Genomic DNA, 25,732 nt, shown 5'->3' with positions numbered 1-25,732 from the left:
AAAGAGATAGGAGGATTTCACGGGATAGGGGACAGTTCAGCACTGTGTCGCCGAACATGGCAGCCATACCGCCGGCGCGGTCTCACCCAAGGGCATACGAGTGGCGTCGAATGCCGGCCGTTGCTAGGGGCCTGCAATCGGGCCAGCTACTCCAGCTTCGAGGCGCGACTCCTGCGATCCAATCACCATCCTGTTTCCGCGCCAATCAAAGCTTCCCGCCAACCAGCTCCGCATCCAGATGATTGGAAGCAAGGCATCGCGCGTAACCATTGCGACAAGTGACAGCGGGGATAGGTGCCAATTCTTGCGAACCGCAAGAATAAGCTCCGGCATGTAGGCGGCGCACAAAACCGCGAACCCTGTTGCGAAGAGGCTGGCTCCCGACAGGAAGGCAGCACCCAAGCATAGCAACAAGGGCGGCGCCACACCAAGCAGGATCTCCGGTGCGAAGAAGTGCGGGAAGGTGACGCGTCGCAGCCGCGCCCAACGGCATTGCCTTGCCCAGATCTCGCGGAAGGTCCGTCTCCCCAGGGGCTGCTCGAAAGGCCCGGCGACGAGATGCACCTTGAGGCCCATGCTGTTCACCAGCTTTGTGGCGGCGGCGTCTTCGGCGATTTCTGCGGCAAGTGCCTGAATGCCACCGTGGGCGTCGAGCATCTTCTTGCGCCATAGCATGCTCTTGCCTTGCGCGAAGCCAACTCCAAGGGCCTCTCCGGCATATTGCCAACGCGCTTGATGCGTGTTGAGGAAGGCACATTCGACCTCCGCCCAAAATCCGTTGGGACGGGACCCAAGTGGCGTCGAGCAGACAAGCCCGCTTTCGTGCCGCCAACCGGCCAGCAAGCGTGTGAGATAGTCCGTCGGCATCATGACGTTGGAATCGGCAAGGACGACCCATTCATGCGACGCCGCGTTCCAACCCTTGACGCAGTTGTTGAGTTTCGGATTTGCGCTGATGCGGTCGTCTCCGACAAGGAGCTTCGCCTTTGCGAGAGGCTTTGTTCGGAGGGCATGCTCGACCAAACCAATGATGGGATCGGCCCTGTCGGCAACGCAGAAGATGACCTCGTAGTCGGGCCAATCCAGGCTAAGCGCGCTTTGCAGTGTCTCGCGTGAGAATTGTTCCACTCCACAAAGAGGTATCACGATCGAGACAGGCGAACGCGTGGCGACGCTTGGCGTCCTGTCTTGGCGGGAGCGAATCCGCCATCCCGCAATCAGAAGGCTGAGGGTATTGGCTGCCAGCAGGGCGCCGGCGACGGCAATGATATACAGCATCAGTCATTCCAGCGGTGAACAGCGCCGGAATGAAAAACGAGTCGCAGCGCGCGGTGCGTTAAGACATCACTGTCAGATGACGCGCTGATGACATATGTATGCCCGGCGACATCTCCGTCCATTCCGAGATGGCAGGAACACCGCCACGGCGTACGGCCTCCGCGGGGGCAACGCGCTCAGTGCTTTTTCCTTAGAGCTCTCTGAATCTTGACGATCTCGCCCTTCATCAGGATCAGAAAGTGCTTCTTGTCGAGTCGATTGGCGACGTCGCCATCTACGGTCATGTAATCTGTCCGTGGGCCGGCGACTGCCTCATCAGCAATCCTGATCTGTTCGATGACGACGCAGGCATTTCCAGCGTCACTGGTGCATTTGAACCGCCGCGTCTCGTGGTATTGTGACATCGGTACCCCTCCTGGCTGAAGGCAAGCATCATCATTACGGAGACGGCGATTTCAAGCTGTATTTTAGATGGCTCTGAATTATCTAGAGGGTGAATGGTGAGCGAGAGAAAAGCCCGGTGCTGGTTTGGACAGCGCCGGGCCTCTGTGACTGCAGTTGAGGGAAACGCAGTCAGTGCAACGACAAAGGGTGCGTTGCATAAAGGGAACGTCGCTCCGCACAGGATGTTCCGACAGTGTCAGAATCGTTTTGGGTGGCTTTATGGGCGACGCAGTCGGTCGACCCCCTATTTGATGACCGAGGTTGCTTCTGTGCCATGGAAACGGATCGCCCAGCGCTGCTAGGCCTGGCGCGGGGCCTCGGCTGTGAATACAAATGCAGACATTCCGCCCTCGATCGGTCCCTTGCCGAAAACCTGCTCTAGCGTATCGGCCACACGAGCAACGACATCGACCTTTGACTGGCGGGCGTCTATTTCCGCGCGGAGCGGACTACCCTTGCAGAAGCCTGTCGCAGCGTCCCTTGCCGAGGGCGCACGGGCAGTCTTTTCGACCCTTGCGAAGGTCACCGACTGGAAGCCGGCTTGTTCCAACTCCAATAGGATCGCCTCGGCGTCAAAGTAACTATGCGGCGTGCGCTGGAAGAAGCTCAGCGGATCATCCCGAAACAGGGCATCCGTCGAAGCCTTGACGGCTTTTGCGAAGGCGTTGTTCTCGACTGAGTCCCAGGTGTTGAAAAAGAACGTGCCCTTCGGCTTCAGCACGCGGAGGATTTCGCGGTAGGCGCGACCCTTATCGGGAAAGAACATGACGCCGAACTGGCTTGCGATGGCGTCAAAGGTCTGCGCGGGAAAGGGTAGGCTCGATGCGTCAGCCTGTCGCCAAACGACATGCCCCCCAGAATGTCTCAATGCGGCGACATCCAACATGGCCTGGTTCAAGTCGGTGGCGATGATTTCGGCGTGCGGAAGTGCTGACGACATCGCACGCGTCAGAGCGCCGGAACCCGCTGCGACCTCGAGAACGCGGTGCGGATGAATCGACGCCACGCGCTGCGCCAAATCAGCTGCATAAGGGTCAAACAACATCGGCACCATGTACCGATCATATGCTGAAGGGATATCGCCGTGGAAACACGCGTCGTTCGTCGCCATGGTCGTTACGCTCCGTAGTCGCGCCGCGGAGCGTATATTAGAGCCTTTCACCATGTCTTTGAAGCCGCTGACGGGATCTCGCGTCTCAGCGAGGCTCGGTCATGCCCAAGGCTTGCAGATCGAGATCATCGGCGAGATGTCTCGGCAGCCGCGCCAACTGATCGCGCGTGCGATTGCGTGTCTGGCGGGAGATCTGTCGCGATCTGAATGCGTAGAAGATGTCAAAGATAGCGTTAAGAGTGTTCATCGCGGCCTCCTTTCATCAGTATTAGCCGCTAGGAAGGAAGAGTATTGCCGGGTTGACTTTCAATCAAACAAAATGATATGGAATTCAAATTCAGAAAAATTGAAAGATGTGACGATGAGCATTCCCTTTCGCCGTCCCATTCCTTTGCTTGATAACGACGTGCTGCGCACCTTCGTTGCCATCGCAGAGACCGGCAATTTTTCCACCGCTGCCGAGGCGGTCTACCGGACGCCATCGGCGGTCTCCATGCAGATCAAGAAGCTCGAAGAACAGCTTGGTGCCACGCTGTTCCTGCGGGATGCGCGGTCGGTCAGCCTGACCCAGCACGGCGAGGTGCTGCTTTCCTACGCGCGCAACATTCTCGCTTTGTCCAACGAGGCGGTTTCGCGGTTCATCATGCCCGAACTCAGCGGCGTGGTGCGGCTGGGTGCGCCGGAGGATATCGGCGAACGACTGCTACCGAGCATCCTGAAAAGCTTCGCGGAGAGTTTTCCGAGCATCATGGTCGATGTCACGATCGACATGAGCATCGGGCTCAAGAAGCGGATGGAGGAGCAGCGCCTGGATCTGGCGCTGATCAATTGCGCGACGCGCCCGCTGCCGACTGACGGCGAGATTGTATTTCGGGAGCGACTGGTATGGGCCGGCGCCAAGTGCGGTACGGCGCATCGTCGTGATCCGCTACCGATCTCGATCTGGGAGGATGGCTGTATCTGGCGCTCCGAGGCGCTGTCTCAACTTGAGCGCATGAAGCGCGGTTATCGTGTCGCTTTTCTCAGCGGCCATACCATGGCACAGCGAGCGGCCGTGATCTCCGACCTGGCAATCGCGCCGCTGCCGCGCTCCTACGTCACCGATGAGATGACGATTCTCGGCCTGCAGGAAGGATTGCCCGAGCTTGGTTCCTTCGACATCAGGCTGCTTACCGCGTCACAGATGAACAACCCGATGCGGGCTGTCGCCGAAAGCATCCGCTTTGCCTTTGCCGAAAAAGCAAAGGCCGTTGCGGCTTGACAACATAGCGGGGACCTCTTTTCTTCCTCCGGGGTTTAACGCGCGTGGCGGGAGTCGCCGCGCCTGGACGATTGAAAAAGAAGGATTTCGCAATGATGACAATGGCCAAGATCGGCTCCGCCCTCGCAATTCTGCTCGTGCTCTCTTCGTGTGGAAACACGATCCGCGGCATCGGTCGCGACACGGCAAATGCCGTCAATGCGACGCAGGATGCTGGTCGTTCGGTCGGTCGCGCTGCAACCCGGTAAATCTACGTCAGATCGCTGCCGGCGGGTAGGCCTTTTCCAGCCCGCCGGAACGCGAAAGCCCGGTCCGGAACGCCGCATAGGCAGGATGCTGGCTTGATTTCGCAGCCTCCATTAGGCGTATCTGCAGTCGGGCGGGTGCCGCCTCGCCAATCCATTTCCCAAGGTTCTCGAGTCTCAGCGTGTTCAGGAATGGCGCGCTTGCGGCGTTGTTCAGGTGGCGGTGCAGGCCCTCGATGAGGTTTTCGTCCTGTGCCGCGTTTTCCATCAAAAGGGCAACGTAGGCTTTTTCCTGCTCGCCAAGGCTCGCAAACTTTGAAGCGATTGTGTCTCGGTCGGGAAATGGAGCGGATGTCATCTTTGTTCTCCTTGTCTGGGGCAAGCGGTTTGGCGCGATTCGGGCGCAAGCAGTCGCTGCTTATAGGAAAACCGCAACATCACAGGGAAGAGGTGCTCATCGTATGCGCGACCGATCGTTCGGCGGGCGATCGTCTTGCTCGCCCTAGAGCGCGGCCTTGACCTTCTGAGCGACATCGGTCGGAACCCATTTGGTCCACAGGGCGGCATAGTTCTGCAGGAAGTAAATCGTGGCTTCCTCGTTGCTCTTGTGGTTTTCGTCTTGCCAGGCCAGCACTTCGTTGATCGTCATGTTGTCCCATGACCGGACCTTCAGGTAATCCATCGCCGGTCCGGCCCGATCGGCGAAGGACTTGGTGACGATCGTGTAGGCCCGCGAGACGGGATAAGTATTGACTTGCGGCCGGGCGCAACCGGGGACCGATGTGCATTTGTCCCATTCTGCCTTGTTATGACCGACGCCGAAGCTGAGGAGGGTCATGTCGTATTTGCCGAGAATGGCTGTAGGGGCCCAGTAGTAGCCAAGCCAGCCGATCTTTTTCTGGAACGCGGTTGCGATGGAATCATCAAGTTCTTGCGGGCTGCTCGTCTCAACAAGCTGAAACCCATTCTTGTCGGCTCCCAGCGCGCGGAACAGATTTGCCGTTGAAATCTGGCAGCTCCACCCGACGGGACAACTATAGACCGCGCCCTGCGATGAATTGCCCGGTGCCGGGAAGAGCTCGGGATGCCTGAGCGCGTCCTCTACGCTGCGGATATCTGGATTGGCATCGGCGATAAATTTCGGTATCCACCAGCCCTCGACCGCACCCTCTGAGAGGATTTCGGCCGCCTGGATCAGCTTGCCCTCCCTGACCGCGCTGTCGAGTTCGGTACGCACTGAATTGATCCAGAACTCCGAAGCAATATCCGGCTCACCTTTTCCGTTCATCGAGAGGAACGTCGGCATCGTGTCGCCGGGGACGATTTTGACCGAGCAGCCGTACCCCTTCTCGAGAATGAACTTATCGAAGTTAGCTGCAATGCCGGCCGAAGCCCACTTCATCTCAGCGATGGTGACGTTACCGCAGTCCGCAGCCTGCGCGGATGCGGCCGCTGCATAAATTCCGAGGGTGAGCAGGATTGAAGTGCAGAGAGATCTCATCTTGCGTTCCCTTTTGCTGCCGCGGCCACAACCTAGGCGTTCCGCTTGCGGAAACCCCTTGTGCTGTTTGTCCTGGCTATCGCTGTGGCGCTCGTCTTGGCACCTTGATGCGCAGCCTACGCGTTCGGTTGCGGAAATCAATTGTCTTCTGCGCTTGAGGTACGGAGTCTAAGCGTATGATTTGAAATCGTTAATGCCAGTCTCGCCAAAAGGTTACCGCCTGCGCCGTAAGATCGCGCCGGCAAAGCAGCCAGCGCCGCCCTGATCGTCGAGAAAAGTCAGTAAATGCCGAAATTCATCTTTGCTTAAGGGGCTGCTAACCTTCCGGTAACAATGTGGCGCTATCTGTTGTTGCGTAGCGGGGGACACCGCTGCTTCTCCGGATCAGGTAGTGCGTCCCGGAGAACGTGAGCTTCGCCGTGTATGGGCGAACGCGCCAGCGTATTTCGGCAGGCCGCGCAACCGAACGGTTGACGCGGCCTTCGCATTTTCAGCGCCTGAGATTGACCGCAGCAGAGACGCCGGTGTAGGGCGGGTCGAGTTCTCCGGAGTTCCACGACAATGACCAAGGCCATCATGCTGCAAGGGACCGGCTCCGATGTCGGCAAGACCGTTCTTGTTGCGGGTCTTTGTCGGCTTGCTGCCAATCGTGGCCTCTCGGTTCGTCCTTTCAAGCCCCAGAACATGTCCAACAATGCTGCCGTGGCTGACGACGGCGGCGAGATCGGTCGCGCGCAGTGGTTGCAATCGCTCGCCGCGCGGGTGCCGTCCTCGGTGCACATGAACCCGGTGCTGCTCAAGCCGCAGACCGAATTCGGCAGCCAGATCATCGTTCAAGGGAAGGTCTGGGGGCAGGCTAGGGGGCGAGACTATCAGAAGCTCAAACCGGCATTGCTCGATTACGTCATGCAGAGCTTTTCCCAGGTTTCGGTCGGAGCGGATCTTGTGATCGTGGAAGGTGCTGGCTCGCCTGCCGAGATCAATCTCAGGGCCGGCGATATCGCCAATATGGGGTTTGCGACACGCGCCGGCGTGCCTGTGGTCCTCGTTGGCGACATCGATCGCGGTGGCGTGATCGCGTCGCTGGTCGGCACCCACACGATCCTCTCCGCTGAAGACCGGGCAATGATATCCGGCTACATCATCAACAAGTTTCGCGGTGACGTTTCGCTGTTCGATACGGGCATCGACGCGGTGCGCCGCTTCACCGGCTGGCCGTGCTTTGGCGTTGTGCCATGGCTCAAGCACGCATCGCGATTGCCGGCCGAGGACTCGGTGGCATTGGAGAGGCTGGCACGCGGTGGCAGCGGCGCACTCAAGATTGCCGTGCCGGTCTTTTCCCGGATCGCAAATTTCGACGACTTCGATCCGCTAAGAGCCGAGCCGGATGTCGAGTTGGTTTTCGTCCGTGCGGGCGAGCGGCTGCCCGGGGATGCGCAACTGGTCGTGCTGCCGGGCTCGAAATCAACGATATCTGACCTTGCGGATATGCGTGCGCAGGGCTGGGATGCCGATCTCCTGGCCCATGTGAAGCGCGGCGGGCGGGTTATCGGTATTTGCGGCGGCTATCAGATGCTCGGGTGGAAGGTGCATGATCCCCTGGGTATTGAGGGGCATGCGACGGAGGTGGCGGGTCTCGGGTTGCTTGACGTGGAGACGGAGATGGCGCCTCAAAAGACCGTCCGCAACAGTGTTGCGACAGCGGTGGAGGACGGTTCCCCGCTTTCCGGCTATCAGATCCACCTTGGCATCACGGCCGGAGAAGATTGTGGCCGGCCGTTCGCAATCGTTGATGGAAAGCCGGATGGTGCGGTATCTGCAGACGGTCGAATTGTCGGAACCTATCTGCATGGGCTTTTCGCAAGCGACTTCTATCGATCTCGTTTGCTCCGGAGTTTCGGCCTTTCCGGCGAGACGAGTGATTATCGTGCCAGCGTCGAGAAGGCTCTGGACGACGTCGCAGCCGAGCTGGAAGCATGTCTTGACCGACGCTGGCTTGACGAGCTCTTTGGCTAGATCTCGCCGGATATTTCACGGCGGCGGCGATCGAGCTCTTCGCTGTAGCGGCGCAACGTATGTGCCTCGCTCAGCTGCCCGACGACCTTGCGCTCAATCAGATTGTTGACGACGGCGAGGGCTTCGCTTTCGGTCTTGTCGAAGATGGCGGCTGCCTGCTTGGCGTTCATTTGCGGCTGCAGGAAATCGTTCTTGTAGCGGATGAATTCGCTGAGATCCTTGCCGGTTTCGTCGGTGTCGGTCAGGTTTGCGTAAATGTCCGGGACGAGAACGAGGCCGCTGTATTTGCCTGTATCATCGACCAGGACCACGCGCTGTGCCGAACCGATGGGGAAGCGTTCCTTGAATTCGTCGATGGTGAGGGCGGCGTTGGCCGTCTTAACATCGGCGCGCATCAGGCGGTCGACAGTCAAGTTGCGGATCCAGCCGACATCGTGAGCGCTGCGAATGCTCTCGCCGCGCAGGTGGAAGCGCCATGTTGCGAAGGAGTAGCCGAAGGTGCTGCGCACGACGAGCGAGGACGTGATGACTGCCGCCAGCACCAGCGCGGTAATTGGAAAGTCGCCGGTAATTTCGAGCGCGAGAAAGGTCATCGTCAGTGGCCCGCCGATAACGGCGACCGCAAGCGAGCTCATACCGACGACGGCGTAGATGACGGGTGTCAGCGTGGCGTGAGCGAAGTAGGGTGCGGAATAGGCGAAGAGTTTCCCCACCAACGCCCCCATGAACAGGGACGCGAAGAACAGGCCGCCTCTGAAGCCGGAGCCGATTGAGATAGCGGAGGCGAAGGCCTTCAGGAGGAAGAGACCCACAAGTGCCGGGATGGCGATATCGCGTCCGAGATTGAGGTGTAGCGCGCCGTGGCCGGCTGACAGCACCTGCGGCGTGATCAGCGCGAGCAGACCGACGACGATGCCGCCAAGGGCAGGACGCAGCGGCGTTGTGATGGAACTCCTGCGAGCCAATTCCTCGATCCAGGCGACGCCCTGCATGATCATGATCCCGATGCCCGCGCAAAACGCGCCGAGGAGGAGGGCCGGTACATAGTCGGCTGGCATGACTGTACCGAAGCTGCCGACGTCGATCAGGAAATCGCTGCCGGCGAGCAGACGCGCAATCTGCGTCGAGACCAGTGCGGAAACGACGACCGGCGTCAGCGAAACGATGGTGTAGGAGCCAATGATGAGTTCGAATGCATAGAAGGCGCCCGTCAGCGGTGCGTTGAAAGCGGCTGCAATGGCTCCCGCCGCACCGCATCCGACGAGAACACGTAGGTCCGAGCGGCGAAGTTGCAGCTTGAGGCCAAGTTTAGAGGCCAGCCCTGCCGCCAACTGCGTGTAGCCGGCTTCCAGGCCGACCGACGCACCGAAGCCGTTCGAAATGAGATTCTGGACCGCGACCAGAATACTATCGGTGAGAGATAGCCGACCGCCATGCAGCGCGTTTGCCTCGATCGGGTCCACCATTGGCTTCTTGCGGGTCTTGGCAAGCACAAACAGCAAGAGCCCGAGCAGCAAGCCGCCGCAAACGGGTGCGGTCAGCAACACGAGCTTGTTGTCGATCTGCGACGAACTCAACCTGTCGACGTCGCTGATTCCGAAGATGAGGCTGTGCATTTCGCGGGAAACGAGGCTCATGCCTGTCACGGCCAGGCCGGAGATTACCCCGACCATCGCGCCGGCGATGACCATCCCCATCTCGCTGCGCCGCAGCAGAGCGCGCATCCGCCCGATATCGAGAAGGGTATGAAACGGACCGAAACGGCGGATATTGGTTTTTAGGAGCATGACAGGAAAATAGGCAGGTATAGGCGCGATCAAGTGCGGTGAGGGAAGGGCAAGCCAATGGCGCCACCCGCTTGCGACGCAATTGCGGCAAAAGCCCGGCGCCGGCAATAATTATTTGTGACGTAAACTACTGATAAAAGACGATAAATTTGGTAGAGAAGGTCGTCTTGGTGCGGTTTTAGGCATGCATTGGCATTCCGCTCAGCGACGGCTTGATTGACTTCGCCAGTGGCCTTGCCTAACGATGAATTCATAACGGATGGTTCCGGACCGGTTGAATCGGTGCGGATGAAAAGGGAATGTGAAGCGGTGGACCCAATCAGGGCACCGCTATCATAGCCGACCCCGCGACTGTAGAGCGGTCAGGGTTTTCCGTCCGACGTTGGTTTCGTGTCACTGACAGTCTGCGATGGTGCAGGCGGGTGGCGCGAAAGTGGCGACGGAAAAGTCACTGGCAGTGCATCATGATCAACCGGGGCAGGACGCCTCTTGCGTCTACGAATCGTCCGCCTTTTCATGAAATGCAGCCGGGAAGGCGAGGAAGACCCGCTGGCACGATCTGGGGCGACCGGTTTCCGGTCTGCCCCGGTCGCGGCCAAAACCCGCGAGCCAGGAGACCTGCCAACCGTGCCGGGCGAGAAGCCCATTCCTGGGCGATGCCCGCTGCCAGCACGGAGGTTGTCATGGCTGAAAGACAGATTTGCCGGCTGCGCTCTGCAGCCGTTCCGGTTTCTTGCGGATCGCTTCCGCAGATCGGACAGCATCTACGATGATCCCTCTATCATCCGGCGCGACGTTTGTCCTGGGCGGCGCGCGCTCGGGAAAGTCACGCTTTGCCGAGCAAGTAGTCGTCTCGAGCGGCTTGGAGCGCCATTACGTGGCAACGGGTCGCGCCTGGGACGACGAGATGCGCGCCCGGATCGACAAGCACAAGGCGGATCGCGGCGATCTCTGGCAGACCCACGAAGAGCCTCTTGATCTGGTCGGCTGCGTGCGGGCGATCGATGGCGAGGGACGAGCGATCCTTGTTGATTGCCTGACGCTTTGGGTCACCAACCTGATGATGGAGGAGCGCGACACGGAGGCCGAGTTTGCCTCGCTTGCCGCGTATCTGCCGACGGCGCGTGCGCGCCTTGTCATCGTTTCCAATGAGGTCGGCCTCGGCATCGTTCCAGAAAACCGCATGGCGCGGGAGTTCCGGGATCATGCCGGCCGCTTGCATCAAATGATCGCGGCTCAGGCCGCGGATGTGTATTTTATCGCGGCCGGACTGCCGCTGAAGATGAAGGGTTGAATTTCATGAACCAGCAGAAAATCCCGGCGACCGTGATCACCGGCTTCCTCGGCGCCGGCAAGACGACGATGATCCGCAATCTGCTCTCCAATACCAACGGCAAGAAGATCGCGCTCATCATCAACGAGTTCGGCGATCTCGGCGTCGACGGCGAGGTGCTGAAGGGCTGCGGCGCCGAGAATTGCACCGAGGACGACATCATCGAGCTCACCAACGGCTGCATCTGCTGCACGGTCGCCGACGACTTCATCCCGACGATGACGAAGCTTTTGGAGCGCGAGCAGCGCCCCGACCATATCGTCATCGAGACATCCGGCCTCGCGCTGCCGCAGCCGCTCGTTGCGGCCTTCAACTGGCCGGACATTCGCACGCAGGTCACTGTCGATGGCGTCGTTACCGTCGTTGACAGCGCCGCGGTCGCCGCTGGCCGGTTTGCCGACGATCACGATGCCGTCGAGGCCCGCCGCGTGGAAGACGAGTCGCTCGACCATGAGAGCCCGATCGAGGAGCTTTTCGAGGACCAGTTGACCTGCGCCGATCTGATCGTGCTCAACAAGACCGACCTTCTCGACACCGCCGGCCTTGGCCGTGTGCGGGACGAGGTCGCTTCGCGCATCGCCCGCAAGCCCGTGATGATCGAGGCGCGCAACGGCGAGGTCCCGGCGAGCGTGCTGCTCGGGCTCGGTGTCGGAACGGAAGACGATGTAGTCAATCGCAAGTCCCACCACGAGCTCGAACATGAGGACGGCGTGCAGCATGACCATGACGAGTTCGACAGCTTCGTGGTCGAGCTTGGCCCGGTTGCCGACCCTGCGGCCTTCGTGGATGCGCTGAAGGGCATCATCGGCGAGCATGACGTGCTGCGGCTCAAGGGCTTCGTCGACGTTCCCGGCAAGCCGATGCGTCTGCAACTGCAGGCGGTCGGAAGCCGCATCGACCACTATTTCGATCGCGCCTGGGCGTCCGGTGAAGCGCGCGGCACCCGCCTCGTCGTCATCGGCCTGCACGAAATGGACGAAGCGGCGGTGCGCAAGGCGATCGAAACGCTGGCATAAGGCAGACCGATGCATCTGCTTCTGGCACAGCAGGGAACGATCAGCGACGGCGAGGAGGCGATCGATCTTGGTCAGTCTCCCGGCGATGTCCTGTTCCTGTCGGCTGCCGATACCGAACTCGCAGCGATGGCCGCAGCTTACGACGAAGCGGGGGCCGGATTCTCGCTGCGGCTCGCAAGCCTGATGAGCCTCAAGCATCCGATGTCGGTCGATGCCTATGTGGAGCGGACAGCTCGTCATGCGAAGCTGATCGTCGTCAGGGCGCTGGGTGGTGCCAGCTACTTCCACTACGCACTGGAAGCGCTCCATGCCGCCGCGGCGCGAACCGGCGCGCTGATCGCCGTGTTGCCGGGAGATTCGAAGCCCGATGCGGGTTTGACGCCGTTTTCGAATGTTCCGCTTGAGGATCTGAACGCGCTTTGGGCCTATCTCATCGAGGGTGGCGACGGCAATTCGCGGGCATTTCTCGCCTATGCCGGTGCGATGCTGTCTGGCGCGGAAAAGCCGGAAGCTGCATCGCCGCTGATGAAGGCCGGCATATGGTGGCCGGGCAAGGGCGTGCTTGGGGTCGACGAGTGGAGGGCGGCGGCCTGCGACGAGCGGCTTCGCTCACCTCGGGAAAGCTCGCGTCTCCCGACGGTCGCTATCAGCTTCTATCGCGCGCTTGTGCAAAGCGGCGAGACAAGGCCGGTCGAAGCGCTTGTCGACACGCTGCTTTCGGAAGGCATCCGGCCGTTGCCGGTATTCGCCTACAGCCTCAAGGATCCGGTGTCGAAGGGCATTCTGGAAAGCGTGTTTGATGTCATCAAGCCCGCGGTGGTGATCAACACGACAGGCTTTGCCGTGTCGGCGCCGGGCGCGGATCGCGAGCCGACGGTGCTCGAGGCCAATGATGCCGTCGTGCTTCAGGCGATCTTTTCGGCATCGTCACGTCAGGCGTGGGCCGCGTCCTCGCAAGGGCTCTCGGCGCGTGATCTTGGCATGAACGTCGCGCTGCCCGAAGTGGACGGTCGGGTGCTCTCTCGTGCGGTCTCCTTCAAATCGGCGGCCCGCTACGACGCGAGGGTCGAGGCCAACATTGTCGGTAGCGAACCCGATATCGAACGGATGCGCTATACCGCCAGGCTTGCCGCCAATTGGGCGAAGCTGCGCACCACCGCCGCCAGTGAGAGGCGCGTCGCGCTTGTTCTGGCGAACTATCCGAACCGTGATGGCAGGCTCGGCAACGGCGTCGGACTAGACACGCCGGCGGGTACTGTCGAGGTGCTGAAAGCCATGCGTGCCGCCGGATATGCGGTTTCAGATGTACCTGCGGATGGCGATCAGCTGATCCAGCGTCTGATGGAAGGGCCGACAAACTCGGGCAGCGACGGCAAGCTTGTCCGCGAATCGCTTTCCTTGAGTCGTTACAAAGCCTTCTTCGTAAAACTTCCGAAAAAGATTCAGGATGAAATCGGCGTGCGTTGGGGTGCGCCCGAGGCCGATCCCTATGTCGTGGACAGCGCGTTTGCGCTGCCGTTCATGCGGCTTGGGGAGGTGCTGGTGGGCATCCAGCCGGCACGCGGCTACAATATCGATCCGAAGGAGAGCTACCATTCGCCGGATCTTGTGCCACCGCATGGCTATCTCGCCTTCTATGCCTTCCTTCGCCATGAGTTCGGCGCTCACGCCGTTATTCATATGGGCAAGCATGGCAATCTCGAATGGTTGCCCGGTAAGGCGCTGGCGCTGTCAGAGGAGTGCTACCCGGAAGCCATCCTTGGCCCCATGCCGCATCTCTATCCCTTCATCGTCAACGATCCGGGTGAGGGAACGCAGGCAAAGCGTCGTTCTGCTGCTGTCATCATCGATCACCTGACGCCGCCGCTGACGCGTGCAGAGAGCTACGGGCCGCTGAAGGATCTGGAGGCGCTGGTCGACGAATATTACGAGGCTTCGGGCGGCGATCCGCGCCGGATCCGGCTTCTCAGCAAGCAGATCCTCGATCTCGTGGCGGACATAGGCCTCGATCGCGATGCCGGCATCGACAAGGGGGAAAGCGAGACCGAGGCATTGAAGAAACTCGACGCCTACCTCTGCGATCTCAAGGAGATGCAGATTCGCGACGGCCTGCATGTGTTCGGCGTCTCGCCGCAGGGCCGGCTGCTGACGGATTTGACGGTCGCGCTGGCGCGGGTTCCGCGCGGGCTCGGACAGGGTGGCGATCGTAGTCTTCAGCGTGCGATTGCGGCGGATCTCGGATCCGAGTTCGACCCGCTCGATTGCGACATGGCCGGAGTCTGGACCGGGCCGTTCCCTGACGTTCTCGCAAGCGCTACGGACGCGATCTGGAGAACGAACGGCGATGCCGTCGAGCGGATCGAACTGCTTGCGGCACGGCTGGTTGCCGGCGAGTTTTCTTGCCCGGAAGGTTGGGAGGCCACTCACGCTGTTCTTGCGGAGATCGAAACGCGGCTCAAGCCTGCCATTCTGGCCTGCGGGACTGATGAGATCGAAGGCCTGCTTCGAGGGCTCGACGGGCGTTTCGTAGCGCCGGGACCATCTGGGGCTCCGACGCGGGGCCGACCGGACGTGCTGCCGACCGGACGGAATTTCTACTCGGTCGACAGCCGGGCTGTGCCGACGCCGGCGGCCTACGAGCTCGGGAAGAAGTCCGCGGAGCTGCTGATCCGCCGCTACGTGCAGGATCACGGTGAATGGCCGGTCTCCTTTGGCCTGACCGCCTGGGGCACCTCGAATATGCGCACCGGCGGCGACGATATCGCCCAGGCGCTCGCCCTGATCGGCGTGAAGCCGGTGTGGGACATGACCTCGCGGCGCGTCACCGGCTATGAAATCATTCCGCCCGCGCTGCTGCGTCGGCCGCGCGTCGATGTGACATTGCGTATCTCCGGCTTCTTCCGGGACGCCTTTCCGGAGCAGATCGCTCTGTTCGACAAGGCAATCCGCGCCGTCGGGGCGCTGGAAGAGGATGCTATCGACAATCCGATTGCGGAGCGGATGGGCGGCGAGGCTGCCCGTCTCGAAAAGGCGGGATTGGATGCGGCGCAAGCTGTTCGCCGCGCCGGCTACCGCGTCTTCGGCTCGAAGCCTGGCGCCTACGGTGCTGGTCTGCAAGCGCTGATCGATGAGAAGGGGTGGGAGCGTCGCGCCGATCTGGCAGAAGCCTACCTTGTCTGGGGAAGCTACGCTTATGGCGCCGGCGAAGAGGGCCGGGCGGAGCGCGGCGTCTTCGAAGAGCGGCTGCGCTCGATCCAAGCGGTCGTGCAGAACCAGGACAATCGCGAACACGATCTTCTCGACAGCGACGACTATTACCAGTTCGAGGGCGGGATGGCGGCTGCGGCCGAAATGCTGGCGGGCGATCGGCCATCGATCTATCACAACGATCATTCGAGGCCGGAGAAGCCGGTGATCAGGTCGCTGGAAGAAGAGATCGGGCGTGTCGTGCGTGGCCGCGTTGTCAATCCGAAGTGGATCGATGGCGTCATGCGCCATGGCTACAAGGGGGCCTTCGAGATCGCCGCTACCGTCGATTACCTCTTTGCCTTCTCGGCGACGACGGGTGCCGTTGGCAACCATCACTTCGAAGCTGTCTACCAGGCTTTCGTGGTGGATCCTGAGGTCCGCGATTTCATGATCGAGAAAAACCCGGCCGCCTTCGCCGACATGAAGGAGCGGCTGCTGGAAGCGATCGATCGCAGCCTCTGGACGCCGCGCAGCAATTCGGCGCGGTTCGACCTTTCAGACACATTCGGCTTGCATCAAGGCAAGCTTACATCCGGGGAATATTGAGATGACCGACGAAACCACCGAAGCCGCTGGCCACGACGACGCCCGCCACGCCGAGAAGATGGCGAAGAAGAAGGCCGCCCGCGACAAGATCATGGCGACGAAGACGGACGAAAAGGGCCTGATCATCGTCCATACTGGCAAGGGCAAGGGTAAGTCGTCGTCCGCCTTCGGAATGATCTTCCGGCATATCGCGCACGGCAAGCCTTCGGCCGTCGTGCAGTTCATCAAGGGCGCGATGTGGACCGGGGAGCGCGACCTGATCGAAAAGCACTTTTCCGATGTCTGCCAGTTCCACACCATGGGCGAGGGCTTCACCTGGGAGACGCAGGATCGCGCTCGCGATGTCGCGGCGGCGGGCGCTGCTTGGGAGAGGGCGAAGGAACTGATCCGCGACGAGCGCAATTCGATGGTGCTGCTCGACGAGATCAACATCGCGTTGCGTTATGATTACCTCGATATCAACGAGGTCGTGGAGTTTCTGAAGAACGAGAAGCCGTATATGACTCATGTCGTTCTGACCGGGCGCAACGCCAAGGACGAACTGATCGAGATCGCCGATCTCGTGACCGAGATGGAGCTTATCAAGCATCCCTTCCGCTCGGGCATCAAGGGGCAGCCGGGCGTGGAGTTCTGATGACGCAGAGCTGGGTTTTCTGGGCGGTGCTTTCGGCGGCTTTCGCCGCATTGACGGCGATCTTTGCGAAGATCGGCGTTGCCGGCATCAATTCCGATCTCGCCACCCTGATCCGCACCGTTGTTATCGTCTTCATCATCAGCGCCATTGTCGCGGCAACCGGGCAGTGGCAGCCGTTCTCCAGCATTTCAGGCAAGACGTGGCTGTTCCTCTGCCTTTCGGGGGCGGCGACCGGCGCCTCCTGGCTTGCCTATTTCCGCGCATTGAAGATCGGCGATGCTGCACGCGTCGCCCCGATCGACAAGCTTTCGATCGTTCTCGTCGCGGTTTTCGGCGTCGTCTTCCTCGGTGAGAAGCTGAACCTCATGAACTGGCTCGGCGTGGGCCTGATTGCTGGTGGGGCGCTCCTGCTCGCTCTATTCTAAGCGTTTCCGGCGCGTACAATTTACGCGAGGTGGGTCGCCAATATCAGATCTCGAGCCAGACGCGGATCGGATTGGCTGGATCGGCCAGAAGCTTGATCGTGAAGGCGATGCAGACGATGACGAGCAGCGGCTTGATCAGGCGCGCGCCCGTGCGCATCGCAAGGCGCGAGCCTAGCTGCGCGCCCAGGAACTGGCAGACGCCCATCATCAGCCCGATCTTCCAAATGATCGCGCCGAAGGAAACGAAGACGATGAGAGCGCCGACATTGGAGCCGAAATTCAACAGTTTGGTGTGCGCCGTCGCCTTCAGCATACCGAAGCCGGCGAGCGAGACGAACGACAGCATGAAGAACGATCCCGTGCCGGGACCAAAGACACCGTCGTAAAATCCGATGGCCGGTACCAGCGTAAGCCCGAAAACGAAGGGCGTGATGCGGCGATGCTTGTCGACATCGCCGAGGTTCGGCTTCAGCGCAAAATAGAGTGCGATTGCCACCAGAAGGACCGGCATGATCGCGCGCAACAGGTCGCCCGGCACGATCGTTGCCAAGGCAGCGCCAAGGGAGCCGCCGAAGATTGCCATCAGCGCCATCGGCAGCTGGGTGCGTAGGTGAACATGTCCCTTTCGGGCATAGGCGATCGTCGCGGAGGCTGCCCCGAATACGGACTGTACCTTGTTGGTGCCGAGTGTTTGCAGCGGCGGAATACCCGCGATCAGCATCGCCGGGACGGTAATCAAGCCCCCGCCGCCGGCAATGGAATCGACAAAGCCAGCAAAAAAGCCGGCCGCGGCCAGCATGAAGATGAGATGAGGGGCAAGATCGGACAAGGAGGGAAACTCTGGAACGTGGACGCGGCGCATGTTGCATTTCCAGCCCCATGCTGCAATGGCTTGGTGGACACGGGGGCGGGTTTCATTGTCGCACATGACTGGAAATGTATTCGATGGATTGCGCCGGTACGTGCTCGGCATCGGCTGCGAGCGTGGAACGCCGCAAGACGAGGTAACCGAGCTTGCCAGTGCGGCGCTGGCGGCGGCTGGCATCAGCCCGGGTGAGCTTGCGGGCGTCGCATCCATCGACACGCGCGGCAACGAGCCCGCGATCCTTGGGTTGGCACGTGACCTTGGGGCGCCACTCCTTTTCTTCAGTGCGCTGCGGCTCGAAGAGGAAACGCCGAGGCTGAAAAATCCTTCGACGATCGTCTTCGCCCGGGTGGGGTGTCATGGGGTCGCGGAATCCGCGGCGCTGGCAGCGATTGGACCGCATGCGGCGTTGGTTGTTCCGAAAATCAAGTCGCAGCGCGCGACGGCATCCATTGCGTGTGCCCTGTTGCAGAAAGATTAGCGGGCGCTATGGTGGCGCCGACTTCGCGGCGCCGTCCGGCTGCCCTGCGACAATAACGAAAAGAGGCACACTCATGCACAAGGTCATTTATGACACGGATCCGGGCGTCGATGATGCAATGGCTCTGCTCTTCCTGCACCGCCATCCCGAGATCGACCTGATCGGTATCACGACCGTCTTCGGCAACGCGTCGGTGGAGACGACGACACGCAACGCGCTGTTCCTGAAGCGCGAATGGAACATTCCTGCGCCCGTTGCCAAGGGCGCCAGCGTGACCGTGGATGCGACCCGCGAGGAAAGGGCGTGGCCGACCTTTGTGCACGGCGAAAACGGCCTCGGCAACATCGAGGTGCCCGAAACCATCGACCTGCCGATCGATCCGCGTCCTGCCCATCGCTTCATTATCGATACGGTTCGCGCCAATCCGGGCGAAGTCAGGCTGGTTGCCGTCGGCCGTATGACCAACCTGGCGATGGCGCTCAAGGAAGACCCGGAGATCGCCGGGCTCGTGAAGGACGTCGTCATCATGGGCGGCAACTTCTATGTTCCGGGCAACGTGTCGCCGGTGGCCGAAGCCAATATCCACGGCGATCCCGAGGCCGCCGACATCGTTCTGACTGCGGCCTGGAAGGTTGCCGTTATCGGCCTCGACGTGACCGCGATCACGACAATGAGCCGCAGTTATCTTGCCGACGTTGCCGCCAAGGGCAACAGGGCAGTCAAGCTGCTGAACGATCTCTCGCAGGACTACATCGACTTCTACAAGCACGCCGTCGAAGACGGCATGATGGTTCACGACAGCTGCGCTTGCGTCTATGTCGTAGCGCCCGAGCTGTTCTCGACCATCAGCGGCGCGGTGCGAGTCGTTTGCGGCGGGATTGCGGATGGACAGACGATCGTGAAGCCGGACGGCCGTCGCTTTCCGCCTGGCGACTGGGATGGCCTGCCAAACCAGGTTGTCTGTACCGGCATCGAATCCGAGAACGTCATCGATCTCATACGCGATACCCTTCTGCGGACGTGAGGATTGGGTCTCGTTACACGGACCACGGAGCGCGAATCACAAGGAACGATCGCGCGCGATAGAATGGTTGGAGCAGGCGTGTCTTCACATCTCGCTTCCGCCCGATCAGCGGCGTTGACCTTGCCAGCGACGGGGCATAGATCATGCCAATGATCGAAGCTGCGTTTTCACATCTGCCGGCTCTTGAGCCGGGCAGCGTCTGGCTTGTTGGTGCAGGTCCGGGCGAGCCCGGACTGCTCACGCTTCTTGCCGCCAAGGGCCTGGCGGAGGCGGACGTGGTCGTTCACGACGCGCTGGTGAATGCCGACTGCCTGAAACTCGCACGGCCCGACGCTCTGCTTGAATATGCGGGAAAGCGTGGTGGCAAGCCGTCCGCCAAGCAGCGCGACATTTCGCTGCGGCTTGTCGAACTCGCCCGTGCCGGAAAGCGGGTCTTGCGTCTCAAGGGAGGCGATCCCTTCGTCTTCGGGCGGGGTGGCGAGGAGGCGTTGACGCTGGTCGAGCACAATGTCCCGTTCCGCATCGTGCCCGGTATTACCGCAGGTATCGGCGGGCTGGCCTATGCCGGCATTCCGGTGACGCATAGGGATGTCAACCATGCAGTGACATTCCTGACGGGGCACGATTCTTCGGGCATCGTGCCGGATGCCATCAATTGGGAAGCCATCGGCAAGGGCTCGCCTGTGATCGTCATCTATATGGCGATGAAGCATATCGCGCAGATCAGCAGGAACCTGATTGCCGCAGGGCGCTCCCCGATGGAGCCTGTCGCCTTCGTCTGCAACGCATCGACCGGCGACCAGCAGGTCCTGGAAACGACGCTCGGCGAAGCGCCTTCCGCTGTCGCTGCTTCCGGCCTCGAACCGCCGGCGATCGTCGTGATCGGGGAGGTCGTGCGGCTGCGTCAGTCGCTTGATTGGCTGGGCGCACTCGCGGGACGCAGATTGCGCCCTGATCCGTTCCAAGACTCGAACAGCAGGGAGACGGCATGAGCGGTTTGTTGATTGCAGCCCCTTCTTCCGGATCGGGCAAGACGACGGTGACGCTGGGGCTTTTGCGCGCACTTCGCAAACGCGGTGTCGCGATCGCCCCCGGCAAGGCTGGCCCAGACTATATCGACCCGGCCTTTCACGCGGCGGCGAGCGGCGTTGCCTGTCTCAACTTCGACCCGTGGGCGATGCGCCCGGAACTGATCGCCGCCAATGCGACCCTGCATCGCTCTGGCGACCGCATTCTCATCATCGAAGCGATGATGGGGCTCTTCGATGGTGCGACCGACGGCAAAGGGACTGCGGCCGATCTAGCCGCCATGCTTGGGCTTTCCGTGGTGCTCGTCGTCGATGCCTCGCATATGTCGCAGTCGGTGGCGGCGCTGGTGACAGGATTTGCGGGCTTCCGTGCCGATGTCCGTATCGCCGGCGTGATCCTTAACAAGGTCGGCGGTGAACGCCATGAGATGATGCTTCGCAAGGCGCTCGAAGCGATCCGCATGCCGATCGTTGCCGTCGTCCGCCGCGACAATGACATTGCCCTTCCCGAAAGGCATCTCGGCCTTGTTCAGGCGGGAGAGCATCAGATGCTTGAGAGCTTCATCGAGCATGCGGCGGATGCCATATCGGAAGAATGCAATTTCGAATTCCTGCTGCGCATTGCGCGCCAAGGCCTGAACCGTCCGTCGACGGCGAACATTGCGCGGCTGCGGCCGCTCGGCAGCAGGATCGCCGTGGCCCGCGACATCGCCTTCGCCTTTTCCTACGAGCATATGTTGCTTGGTTGGCGTCGACGCGGCGCGGAGATCAGTTTCTTCTCACCGCTTGCCGATGAGGCACCGGATTCGACGGCAGACGCCATCTATCTTCCGGGCGGCTATCCGGAGTTGCATCCAGGGCGGATCGCCGCTGCGAGCAATTTCAGGGCAAAGCTTATCGATGCAGCGGGCAAGGGCGTGCGAATCTACGGTGAGTGCGGCGGATACATGGTTCTAGGTGAAGGCCTCATAGACGGCACCGGCAAGCGTCACGAAATGCTCGGTCTCCTGCCTGTCGTCACGAGTTATGAGGAACGCAAACGTCACCTTGGCTATCGGCGCGTGAGACCGTTGAACTCGTCCTACTTCGAAAAGCCCATGACGGCACACGAGTTTCACTATTCGGCGGTGGTTTCCGAAGGGGAAGCCGATCGCGTTTTTCAGGTGACGGACGCGTTGGGCAATGATCTCGGGCAAGCGGGCCTCCAGCGTGGCCAGGTTGCGGGATCCTACATGCACCTGATTGACCTTGCCGAGGGGACAAGATGAATGCTCCGATCGTTCACGGCGGCGGCATCACGGCTGCGGCTGCAATCTACGGCGGCGAGCTTGAACATTGGCTTGATCTTTCGACGGGGATCAATCCGTGCCCCGTTCCACTCCCAGACGTGCCGATGCGTGCCTGGCATCGCCTGCCTGACACCTATCTGGCCGATCGGGCGCGCGTTGCGGCACAGGGCTACTATCGCAGTGGTGACATTTTCCCGCTTCCTGTTCCCGGTACGCAATCCGTGATCCAGCTGTTGCCGCGGCTCTTCGAGGTTGCCGGACGGGTAGCAATTCTGGGGCCGACCTACGGCGAATATGAGCGCGCGTTCAGGAGGGCAGGTCGCTCCGTTGATCTTGTCGCCGGCCTTGATGACGTCGCAGCCGATCACGCAATTGTCGTCATCGTCAATCCGAACAACCCCACCGGTCGCTTTTACTCTCCCGAGAGACTCGTCGCATTCAGCAAAGAGATGGAGGCCAGGGGAGGTGTTGTCATCGTGGACGAAGCCTTCGGGGACACATGCCCGCAGTTAAGCTTGGCGCCTTTTGCCCCGCGGCTGGCGAACGTTCTCATCTCCCGTTCTTTCGGCAAGTTCTTCGGACTGGCAGGATTACGCCTGGGGTTTGTCCTCGCGGTGCAGCCGATCCTGAAGCGCGTCGAAGACCTGCTTGGGCCATGGGCGGTGTCAGGTCCGGCGCTTTCGATCGCAACAGACCTTTTCGCGTCAGATGTTGCCCCGATACAGCGTAGGCTATCGGAAAGGGCCAGCGCGTTGCGCACTACGCTCGAGCAAGGCAGCTTGCGCATCGTCGGCAGGAGCGATCTGTTTGCGCTTGTCGAACACGGGCACGCCGCCGACTTGCACCGGCATCTTTGCCGGCATCATATTCTGGTCCGCAAGTTCGACTATGAGCCGCGCTGGTTGCGTTTCGGTCTCGTTCCTGACGCGGCTGGCGACCAACGGCTTTCCTATGCACTGCAGAGTTTCACATCATGATGCTTGACCATAACCTTCTCGTGCTGGTTCTTGCCCTTTTGCTGGATCGGATTGTCGGTGATCCGGATGCCTTGTGGATGCGCCTGCAGCACCCGGTCGTGCTGTTTGGAAACGCGATCTCCCGCGTCGACCGGATGTTCAATCGTGATGAGTTTCACAAGCGCGAACGGCGTCGCAACGGCGTCTGGTCGATTGCCGGTCTCTTGATCCTCAGTGCCGTTGCGGGTGTCGCGCTGCATTGGCTTTTCTCGCTGTTTGGTTTGGCCGGAATTCTGCTGGAGGTGATTTGCGTTGCCGTATTCATGGCACAGAAGAGCCTTGCCGATCATGTGGAGGCTGTTGCCGCCGGGCTGAAAACCGGAGGCATCAGCGGTGGCCGGCTGGCCGTTTCGCGAATCGTTGGGCGTGATCCGGAAACCCTCGACGAGCCAGCCGTCTGCCGTGCGGCGATCGAGAGCCTGGCCGAGAATTTCTCAGATGGCGTGGTTGCTCCGGCCCTCTGGTACGCAGTTTTCGGCTTGCCCGGCTTGTTTGCCTACAAGATGCTGAACACGGCGGATTCGATGATCGGCCACAAGTCCGATAGATATGCCGATTTCGGTTGGGCGGCGGCGCGCCTGGACGACTTCGCCAACTGGCCGGCAGCGCGCCTCTCGATTTTGTTGATCGCTGCTGGAGCGTGGTTGCGCCGAGGCCGCACCGCCTTTCAGGAGGCACTGCGCGTTGCCGTGCGGGACGGCGGACTGCATCGGTCGCCGAATTCCGGGCGACCGGAGGCGGCGATGGCCGGGGCTCTGAATGTGCAGCTCGCCGGGCCGCGCGTGTATTCCGGGGTTGTTGTCATGGAGCCGATGATCAATGGTGGCGGGCGCGATACGGCAACGGTCGTCGATATCGAAGATGGCGTCTCGGTCTTCTATGCAAGCTGCTCGATCCTTGCCGCGGCCGCCCTGGTCCTTTTCCTGCTTCTGCTCTAGGCGTGAGCGGAAGTGCTCCGCTCATGCGCGGCCAGCAAACGCTTCGTTGTGCTTTGCTGTTTAAGCAACACTGGTCCTGCAAATTGCATGCCGAGACGGCGGAAAGCATTGGCTTTTTGAAATGGATTTGCCTATGAGGAGGGTTAACTCGTCATTTCAAGAGGTAAGTGCGTGACCGCCACATTCGATAAAGTTGCCGACATCATTGCAGAAACCAGCGAGATCGATCGCGATACGATCAAGCCGGAAAGCCATACGATCGACGACCTCGGTATCGACAGCCTCGACTTCCTCGATATCGTCTTTGCGATCGACAAGGAATTCGGCATCAAGATCCCGCTCGAGAAGTGGACGCAGGAAGTCAACGAGGGCAAGGTTTCGACGGAAGAATATTTCGTGCTGAAGAACCTCTGTGCCAAGATCGACGAGCTGCGCGCCGCCAAGGCCTGACCGGCACCGTCATCTTTTTCTCCGCCCTGCCGCTGTTAACCATGGCGGCCGGGCGGTTTCGTTCCTAAGTAGGCCTAGCCGCAGGGCAAGGTGTCCTTGTGGCCGGAGGATTCGATGCTACTGGAATACTTCCAGATGATTGACCGCATCGAGGCGGTCGACCTTCAGAAGGGGACGCTCAAGGCGCGCTCAGTCGTGCCGGCGAAGAGCCCGGTCTTCGAAGGTCATTTTCCCGGCATGCCCCTGGTTCCCGGCGTGTTGCTGATCGAAACGATGGCGCAAGCGTCGGGCATGCTCGTGCTCGCAGCTACCGATTTCACTGTCATGCCATTCCTGATGTCCGTCGACGGCGCCAAGATGCGTACCTTCGTGGAACCAGAGGCGGTGCTTGAGATCGAGGCGTTTCTGGAGCACGACGGTTCGGGATTTGCTGTAACCAAGGCCAAGATCACAAGCGGCGGCAAGAAGGTTTGCGATGCGCAGCTGAAGCTCAGGACCATGCCCTTCAGCGAGGTTCCGCTTGGAGATATCGTCAAGAAGCGTGCCGGTGAAGTTGGCCTGATGGATGCGATCGCTGCACAGGGAGTGAATGGATGAGCAAGGCTCAGAATGATGTCGTGATCACGGGCGTCGGCATTGTAACGTGCCAGGGCGTTGGCAAGGAGCCGCATATCGCACTGCTCAACGCCGAGGGCGCGCCGCAGACAGTGGTCGAGCTTGAGAAGTTCAAGCCGTATCCGGTCCATCCGCTTCCGGAGATCGACTGGTCGCAGCAGATCGCCAAGCGCGGCGATCAGCGGCAGATGGAAAACTGGCAGCGCATCGGTGTTTTCGCCGCCGGGCTCGCACTCGATGATGCCGGCTTCAAGGATGATGCGGAAGCCTGCGGCACCATGGACATGATCGTCGCGGCAGGTGGCGGCGAGCGCGATATCAACGTCGATACGCTGATCGTTGACGAGGGCCTGAAGCGCAACGACCGCGAGGCTCTCCTGAATGAGAAGCTCACGACGGAGCTGCGGCCGACGCTGTTCCTGGCTCAGCTTTCGAACCTGCTGGCCGGTAACATTTCCATCGTCCACAAGGTCACCGGTTCTTCGAGGACCTTCATGGGCGAGGAATCCGCTGGCATTTCCGCTGTTGAGACGGCCTTCTATCGCATCAAGTCGGGCGAATCGACGCACGCGCTGGTCGGTGGCGCCTATTCAGCGGAGCGCCTGGACATGGTGCTTTTGTTCGAAGCCATCAACGTCTACTCCCGCGACGACTGGCAGCCTCTCTGGTCGCGCGATCAAGGCGGCGTCATTTCGGGCTCGGTTGGCGCGTTCCTCGTGCTGGAATCGCGTGCCCATGCCGAAGCACGCGGCGCGCACATCTACGCATCGATTTCGTCGATCGAAGGCGATCGTGGCAAGCGCGATGTCGGCAAGCTCGAGAAGCGCCTCGGGCGGCTGCTGGAAACCGCCTCTGACCTTTCGCCGGAAAGCACCGCGATCTTCTCCGGCTCCACAGGTATTCCCGACCTTGCCGGGCGCGAAAGGGCTGTCCTCGAACGTCATTTGCCCGGTGCGGCTGTCCGCGGTTTCGGCGGCGTCACCGGCCACGGTCTTGAGGCACATTTCACGCTCGGTCTGACGCTGGCGGCGTTGGCCGTCGACAGCAAGGCTAAGGTTCCGGTTTTCGACCCGGCCCACGAGAAGCCGATGGCGGCCGCGACCAAGGCAGCTATCGTTACGACAGTCGGTCATCAGCGCGGCGAAGGCGTCGCGGTTCTTTCCGCGGAAGCGTGAGGAGT

Annotated in this window: 25 protein-coding genes and 1 riboswitch; of the genes, 17 read left to right on the top strand and 8 right to left on the bottom strand. The window is 60.9% G+C overall.

The window, feature by feature from the left end; translation table 11 throughout:
- Positions 1-123: 123 nt before the first annotated feature.
- The 4 genes from ATY79_RS21960 to ATY79_RS31010 all read right to left on the bottom strand — a co-directional run bounded on the left by ATY79_RS21960 (position 124) and on the right by ATY79_RS31010 (position 3,080).
- Positions 124-1,278 (bottom strand): glycosyltransferase, encoded by a 1,155-nt coding sequence (locus ATY79_RS21960; RefSeq protein WP_088704852.1) that lies wholly within the window; start codon positions 1,276-1,278, stop codon positions 124-126.
- Between the two features lie 176 nt (positions 1,279-1,454).
- Positions 1,455-1,682 (bottom strand): hypothetical protein, encoded by a 228-nt coding sequence (locus ATY79_RS21955; protein ID WP_088694406.1) that lies wholly within the window; start codon positions 1,680-1,682, stop codon positions 1,455-1,457.
- 338 nt (positions 1,683-2,020) lie between these two features.
- A complete protein-coding gene (locus tag ATY79_RS21950; protein WP_088704851.1) occupies positions 2,021-2,833 on the bottom strand; it encodes a class I SAM-dependent methyltransferase in 813 nt (270 codons plus the stop codon).
- 85 nt (positions 2,834-2,918) lie between these two features.
- Positions 2,919-3,080, bottom strand: coding sequence for a hypothetical protein (locus tag ATY79_RS31010; protein ID WP_007788387.1), 162 nt, complete (start codon positions 3,078-3,080; stop codon positions 2,919-2,921).
- A gap of 72 nt (positions 3,081-3,152) precedes the next feature.
- On the opposite strand from ATY79_RS31010, the gene ATY79_RS21945 reads away from it, so the two are divergent.
- Both ATY79_RS21945 and ATY79_RS21940 read left to right on the top strand, forming a co-directional pair.
- Positions 3,153-4,094 carry a LysR family transcriptional regulator gene (locus ATY79_RS21945; RefSeq protein WP_189637232.1) on the top strand — a complete coding sequence of 314 codons (942 nt, stop codon included), beginning with the start codon at positions 3,153-3,155 and terminating at the stop codon, positions 4,092-4,094.
- Positions 4,095-4,186: 92 nt separating this feature from the next.
- Positions 4,187-4,342 (top strand): entericidin A/B family lipoprotein, encoded by a 156-nt coding sequence (locus ATY79_RS21940; protein ID WP_088694404.1) that lies wholly within the window; start codon positions 4,187-4,189, stop codon positions 4,340-4,342.
- A gap of 7 nt (positions 4,343-4,349) precedes the next feature.
- Here the strand turns inward: ATY79_RS21940 and ATY79_RS21935 are convergent, their stop codons facing one another.
- The gene (locus ATY79_RS21935; RefSeq protein WP_088694403.1) at positions 4,350-4,697 is read right to left on the bottom strand and encodes a hypothetical protein; all 348 of its coding nucleotides are present in this window, start codon (positions 4,695-4,697) and stop codon (positions 4,350-4,352) included.
- Between the two features lie 144 nt (positions 4,698-4,841).
- Entirely contained in the window at positions 4,842-5,840 is a 999-nt protein-coding gene (locus tag ATY79_RS21930; RefSeq protein ID WP_088704850.1) for a glycine betaine ABC transporter substrate-binding protein, read from the bottom strand.
- Positions 5,841-6,401: 561 nt separating this feature from the next.
- On the opposite strand from ATY79_RS21930, the gene ATY79_RS21925 reads away from it, so the two are divergent.
- Positions 6,402-7,856 (top strand): cobyric acid synthase, encoded by a 1,455-nt coding sequence (locus ATY79_RS21925; protein WP_088704849.1) that lies wholly within the window; start codon positions 6,402-6,404, stop codon positions 7,854-7,856.
- Here the strand turns inward: ATY79_RS21925 and ATY79_RS21920 are convergent.
- Complete coding sequence (locus tag ATY79_RS21920; RefSeq protein ID WP_088704848.1) at positions 7,853-9,643, bottom strand: chloride channel protein; 1,791 nt, start codon at positions 9,641-9,643, stop codon at positions 7,853-7,855. The two genes, ATY79_RS21925 and ATY79_RS21920, sit on opposite strands and share 4 nt — an antisense overlap.
- 243 nt (positions 9,644-9,886) lie before the next feature.
- A riboswitch (cobalamin riboswitch) is annotated at positions 9,887-10,284 on the top strand.
- A gap of 128 nt (positions 10,285-10,412) precedes the next feature.
- Here ATY79_RS21920 and cobU point away from each other — a divergent pair.
- From cobU to ATY79_RS21895, 5 genes are read left to right on the top strand one after another with little or no spacing between them, the layout of a single operon-like run.
- Positions 10,413-10,937: a bifunctional adenosylcobinamide kinase/adenosylcobinamide-phosphate guanylyltransferase gene (cobU, locus tag ATY79_RS21915; RefSeq protein ID WP_088694480.1), complete on the top strand. Its 525-nt coding sequence runs from the start codon at positions 10,413-10,415 to the stop codon at positions 10,935-10,937.
- Positions 10,938-10,942: 5 nt separating this feature from the next.
- Positions 10,943-11,992: a cobalamin biosynthesis protein CobW gene (gene cobW / locus ATY79_RS21910; protein ID WP_088704847.1), complete on the top strand. Its 1,050-nt coding sequence runs from the start codon at positions 10,943-10,945 to the stop codon at positions 11,990-11,992.
- A gap of 9 nt (positions 11,993-12,001) precedes the next feature.
- Positions 12,002-15,787 (top strand): cobaltochelatase subunit CobN, encoded by a 3,786-nt coding sequence (gene cobN, locus ATY79_RS21905; RefSeq protein ID WP_088704846.1) that lies wholly within the window; start codon positions 12,002-12,004, stop codon positions 15,785-15,787.
- Between the two features lies 1 nt (position 15,788).
- Positions 15,789-16,421 (top strand): cob(I)yrinic acid a,c-diamide adenosyltransferase, encoded by a 633-nt coding sequence (gene cobO / locus ATY79_RS21900; protein ID WP_088694398.1) that lies wholly within the window; start codon positions 15,789-15,791, stop codon positions 16,419-16,421.
- On the top strand, positions 16,421-16,846 hold the full coding sequence (locus ATY79_RS21895) for an EamA family transporter (RefSeq protein ID WP_088694397.1): 426 nt from the start codon (positions 16,421-16,423) through the stop codon (positions 16,844-16,846). Before cobO ends, ATY79_RS21895 begins: the two co-directional genes overlap by 1 nt.
- A gap of 43 nt (positions 16,847-16,889) precedes the next feature.
- Here ATY79_RS21895 and ATY79_RS21890 read toward each other — a convergent pair whose 3' ends face one another.
- Positions 16,890-17,675, bottom strand: coding sequence for a TSUP family transporter (locus tag ATY79_RS21890; RefSeq protein WP_088694478.1), 786 nt, complete (start codon positions 17,673-17,675; stop codon positions 16,890-16,892).
- A 97-nt stretch (positions 17,676-17,772) separates the two neighbouring features.
- Between ATY79_RS21890 and ATY79_RS21885 the strand changes: the two genes are divergently transcribed.
- The 9 genes from ATY79_RS21885 to ATY79_RS21845 all read left to right on the top strand — a co-directional run bounded on the left by ATY79_RS21885 (position 17,773) and on the right by ATY79_RS21845 (position 25,727).
- Complete coding sequence (locus ATY79_RS21885) at positions 17,773-18,192, top strand: cobalamin biosynthesis protein (RefSeq protein ID WP_088694396.1); 420 nt, start codon at positions 17,773-17,775, stop codon at positions 18,190-18,192.
- Positions 18,193-18,265: 73 nt separating this feature from the next.
- Complete coding sequence (locus ATY79_RS21880) at positions 18,266-19,216, top strand: nucleoside hydrolase (RefSeq protein WP_088694395.1); 951 nt, start codon at positions 18,266-18,268, stop codon at positions 19,214-19,216.
- A gap of 149 nt (positions 19,217-19,365) precedes the next feature.
- Positions 19,366-20,208 (top strand): uroporphyrinogen-III C-methyltransferase, encoded by an 843-nt coding sequence (gene cobA / locus ATY79_RS21875; RefSeq protein ID WP_189637238.1) that lies wholly within the window; start codon positions 19,366-19,368, stop codon positions 20,206-20,208.
- Positions 20,205-21,512, top strand: coding sequence for a cobyrinate a,c-diamide synthase (locus ATY79_RS21870; RefSeq protein WP_088694393.1), 1,308 nt, complete (start codon positions 20,205-20,207; stop codon positions 21,510-21,512). The genes cobA and ATY79_RS21870 overlap by 4 nt, the downstream gene beginning before the upstream one ends.
- Positions 21,509-22,510, top strand: coding sequence for a threonine-phosphate decarboxylase CobD (gene cobD, locus ATY79_RS21865; protein ID WP_088694392.1), 1,002 nt, complete (start codon positions 21,509-21,511; stop codon positions 22,508-22,510). The genes ATY79_RS21870 and cobD overlap by 4 nt, the downstream gene beginning before the upstream one ends.
- Positions 22,507-23,487, top strand: coding sequence for an adenosylcobinamide-phosphate synthase CbiB (cbiB, locus tag ATY79_RS21860; protein ID WP_088694391.1), 981 nt, complete (start codon positions 22,507-22,509; stop codon positions 23,485-23,487). Before cobD ends, cbiB begins: the two co-directional genes overlap by 4 nt.
- Before the next feature lie 171 nt (positions 23,488-23,658).
- Entirely contained in the window at positions 23,659-23,937 is a 279-nt protein-coding gene (locus tag ATY79_RS21855; RefSeq protein ID WP_007533215.1) for an acyl carrier protein, read from the top strand.
- Between the two features lie 114 nt (positions 23,938-24,051).
- Positions 24,052-24,534 (top strand): 3-hydroxyacyl-ACP dehydratase FabZ family protein, encoded by a 483-nt coding sequence (locus tag ATY79_RS21850; protein ID WP_088694390.1) that lies wholly within the window; start codon positions 24,052-24,054, stop codon positions 24,532-24,534.
- A complete protein-coding gene (locus tag ATY79_RS21845) occupies positions 24,531-25,727 on the top strand; it encodes a beta-ketoacyl-ACP synthase (protein ID WP_088694389.1) in 1,197 nt (398 codons plus the stop codon). The genes ATY79_RS21850 and ATY79_RS21845 overlap by 4 nt, the downstream gene beginning before the upstream one ends.
- The last annotated feature ends 5 nt before the right edge of the window (positions 25,728-25,732 follow it).

Source organism: Rhizobium sp. R693 (assembly GCF_002211315.1).
GTDB lineage: Bacteria > Pseudomonadota > Alphaproteobacteria > Rhizobiales > Rhizobiaceae > Rhizobium.
The sequence above is the reverse complement of the archived record's forward strand: the minus strand, read 5'-3'. Positions and strand labels throughout refer to the sequence as shown.

Bases quoted from the DNA above. Each gene is read 5' to 3' on its own strand.
- cobN (WP_088704846.1), top strand. From the start codon at position 12,002: ATGCATCTGCTTCTGGCACAGCAGGGAACGATCAGCGACGGCGAGGAG.
- ATY79_RS21960 (WP_088704852.1), bottom strand. From the start codon at position 1,278: ATGCTGTATATCATTGCCGTCGCCGGCGCCCTGCTGGCAGCCAATACC.
- cobA (WP_189637238.1), top strand. From the start codon at position 19,366: ATGATCGAAGCTGCGTTTTCACATCTGCCGGCTCTTGAGCCGGGCAGC.
- cbiB (WP_088694391.1), top strand. From the start codon at position 22,507: ATGATGCTTGACCATAACCTTCTCGTGCTGGTTCTTGCCCTTTTGCTG.
- ATY79_RS21850 (WP_088694390.1), top strand. From the start codon at position 24,052: ATGCTACTGGAATACTTCCAGATGATTGACCGCATCGAGGCGGTCGAC.
- ATY79_RS21950 (WP_088704851.1), bottom strand. From the start codon at position 2,833: ATGGCGACGAACGACGCGTGTTTCCACGGCGATATCCCTTCAGCATAT.
- cobU (WP_088694480.1), top strand. From the start codon at position 10,413: ATGATCCCTCTATCATCCGGCGCGACGTTTGTCCTGGGCGGCGCGCGC.
- ATY79_RS31010 (WP_007788387.1), bottom strand. From the start codon at position 3,080: ATGAACACTCTTAACGCTATCTTTGACATCTTCTACGCATTCAGATCG.
- ATY79_RS21920 (WP_088704848.1), bottom strand. From the start codon at position 9,643: ATGCTCCTAAAAACCAATATCCGCCGTTTCGGTCCGTTTCATACCCTT.
- ATY79_RS21845 (WP_088694389.1), top strand. From the start codon at position 24,531: ATGAGCAAGGCTCAGAATGATGTCGTGATCACGGGCGTCGGCATTGTA.
- ATY79_RS21935 (WP_088694403.1), bottom strand. From the start codon at position 4,697: ATGACATCCGCTCCATTTCCCGACCGAGACACAATCGCTTCAAAGTTT.
- ATY79_RS21870 (WP_088694393.1), top strand. From the start codon at position 20,205: ATGAGCGGTTTGTTGATTGCAGCCCCTTCTTCCGGATCGGGCAAGACG.
- ATY79_RS21925 (WP_088704849.1), top strand. From the start codon at position 6,402: ATGACCAAGGCCATCATGCTGCAAGGGACCGGCTCCGATGTCGGCAAG.
- ATY79_RS21880 (WP_088694395.1), top strand. From the start codon at position 18,266: ATGCACAAGGTCATTTATGACACGGATCCGGGCGTCGATGATGCAATG.
- cobW (WP_088704847.1), top strand. From the start codon at position 10,943: ATGAACCAGCAGAAAATCCCGGCGACCGTGATCACCGGCTTCCTCGGC.
- ATY79_RS21955 (WP_088694406.1), bottom strand. From the start codon at position 1,682: ATGTCACAATACCACGAGACGCGGCGGTTCAAATGCACCAGTGACGCT.
- cobO (WP_088694398.1), top strand. From the start codon at position 15,789: ATGACCGACGAAACCACCGAAGCCGCTGGCCACGACGACGCCCGCCAC.
- cobD (WP_088694392.1), top strand. From the start codon at position 21,509: ATGAATGCTCCGATCGTTCACGGCGGCGGCATCACGGCTGCGGCTGCA.
- ATY79_RS21940 (WP_088694404.1), top strand. From the start codon at position 4,187: ATGATGACAATGGCCAAGATCGGCTCCGCCCTCGCAATTCTGCTCGTG.
- ATY79_RS21945 (WP_189637232.1), top strand. From the start codon at position 3,153: ATGATATGGAATTCAAATTCAGAAAAATTGAAAGATGTGACGATGAGC.
- ATY79_RS21930 (WP_088704850.1), bottom strand. From the start codon at position 5,840: ATGAGATCTCTCTGCACTTCAATCCTGCTCACCCTCGGAATTTATGCA.
- ATY79_RS21895 (WP_088694397.1), top strand. From the start codon at position 16,421: ATGACGCAGAGCTGGGTTTTCTGGGCGGTGCTTTCGGCGGCTTTCGCC.
- ATY79_RS21885 (WP_088694396.1), top strand. From the start codon at position 17,773: ATGACTGGAAATGTATTCGATGGATTGCGCCGGTACGTGCTCGGCATC.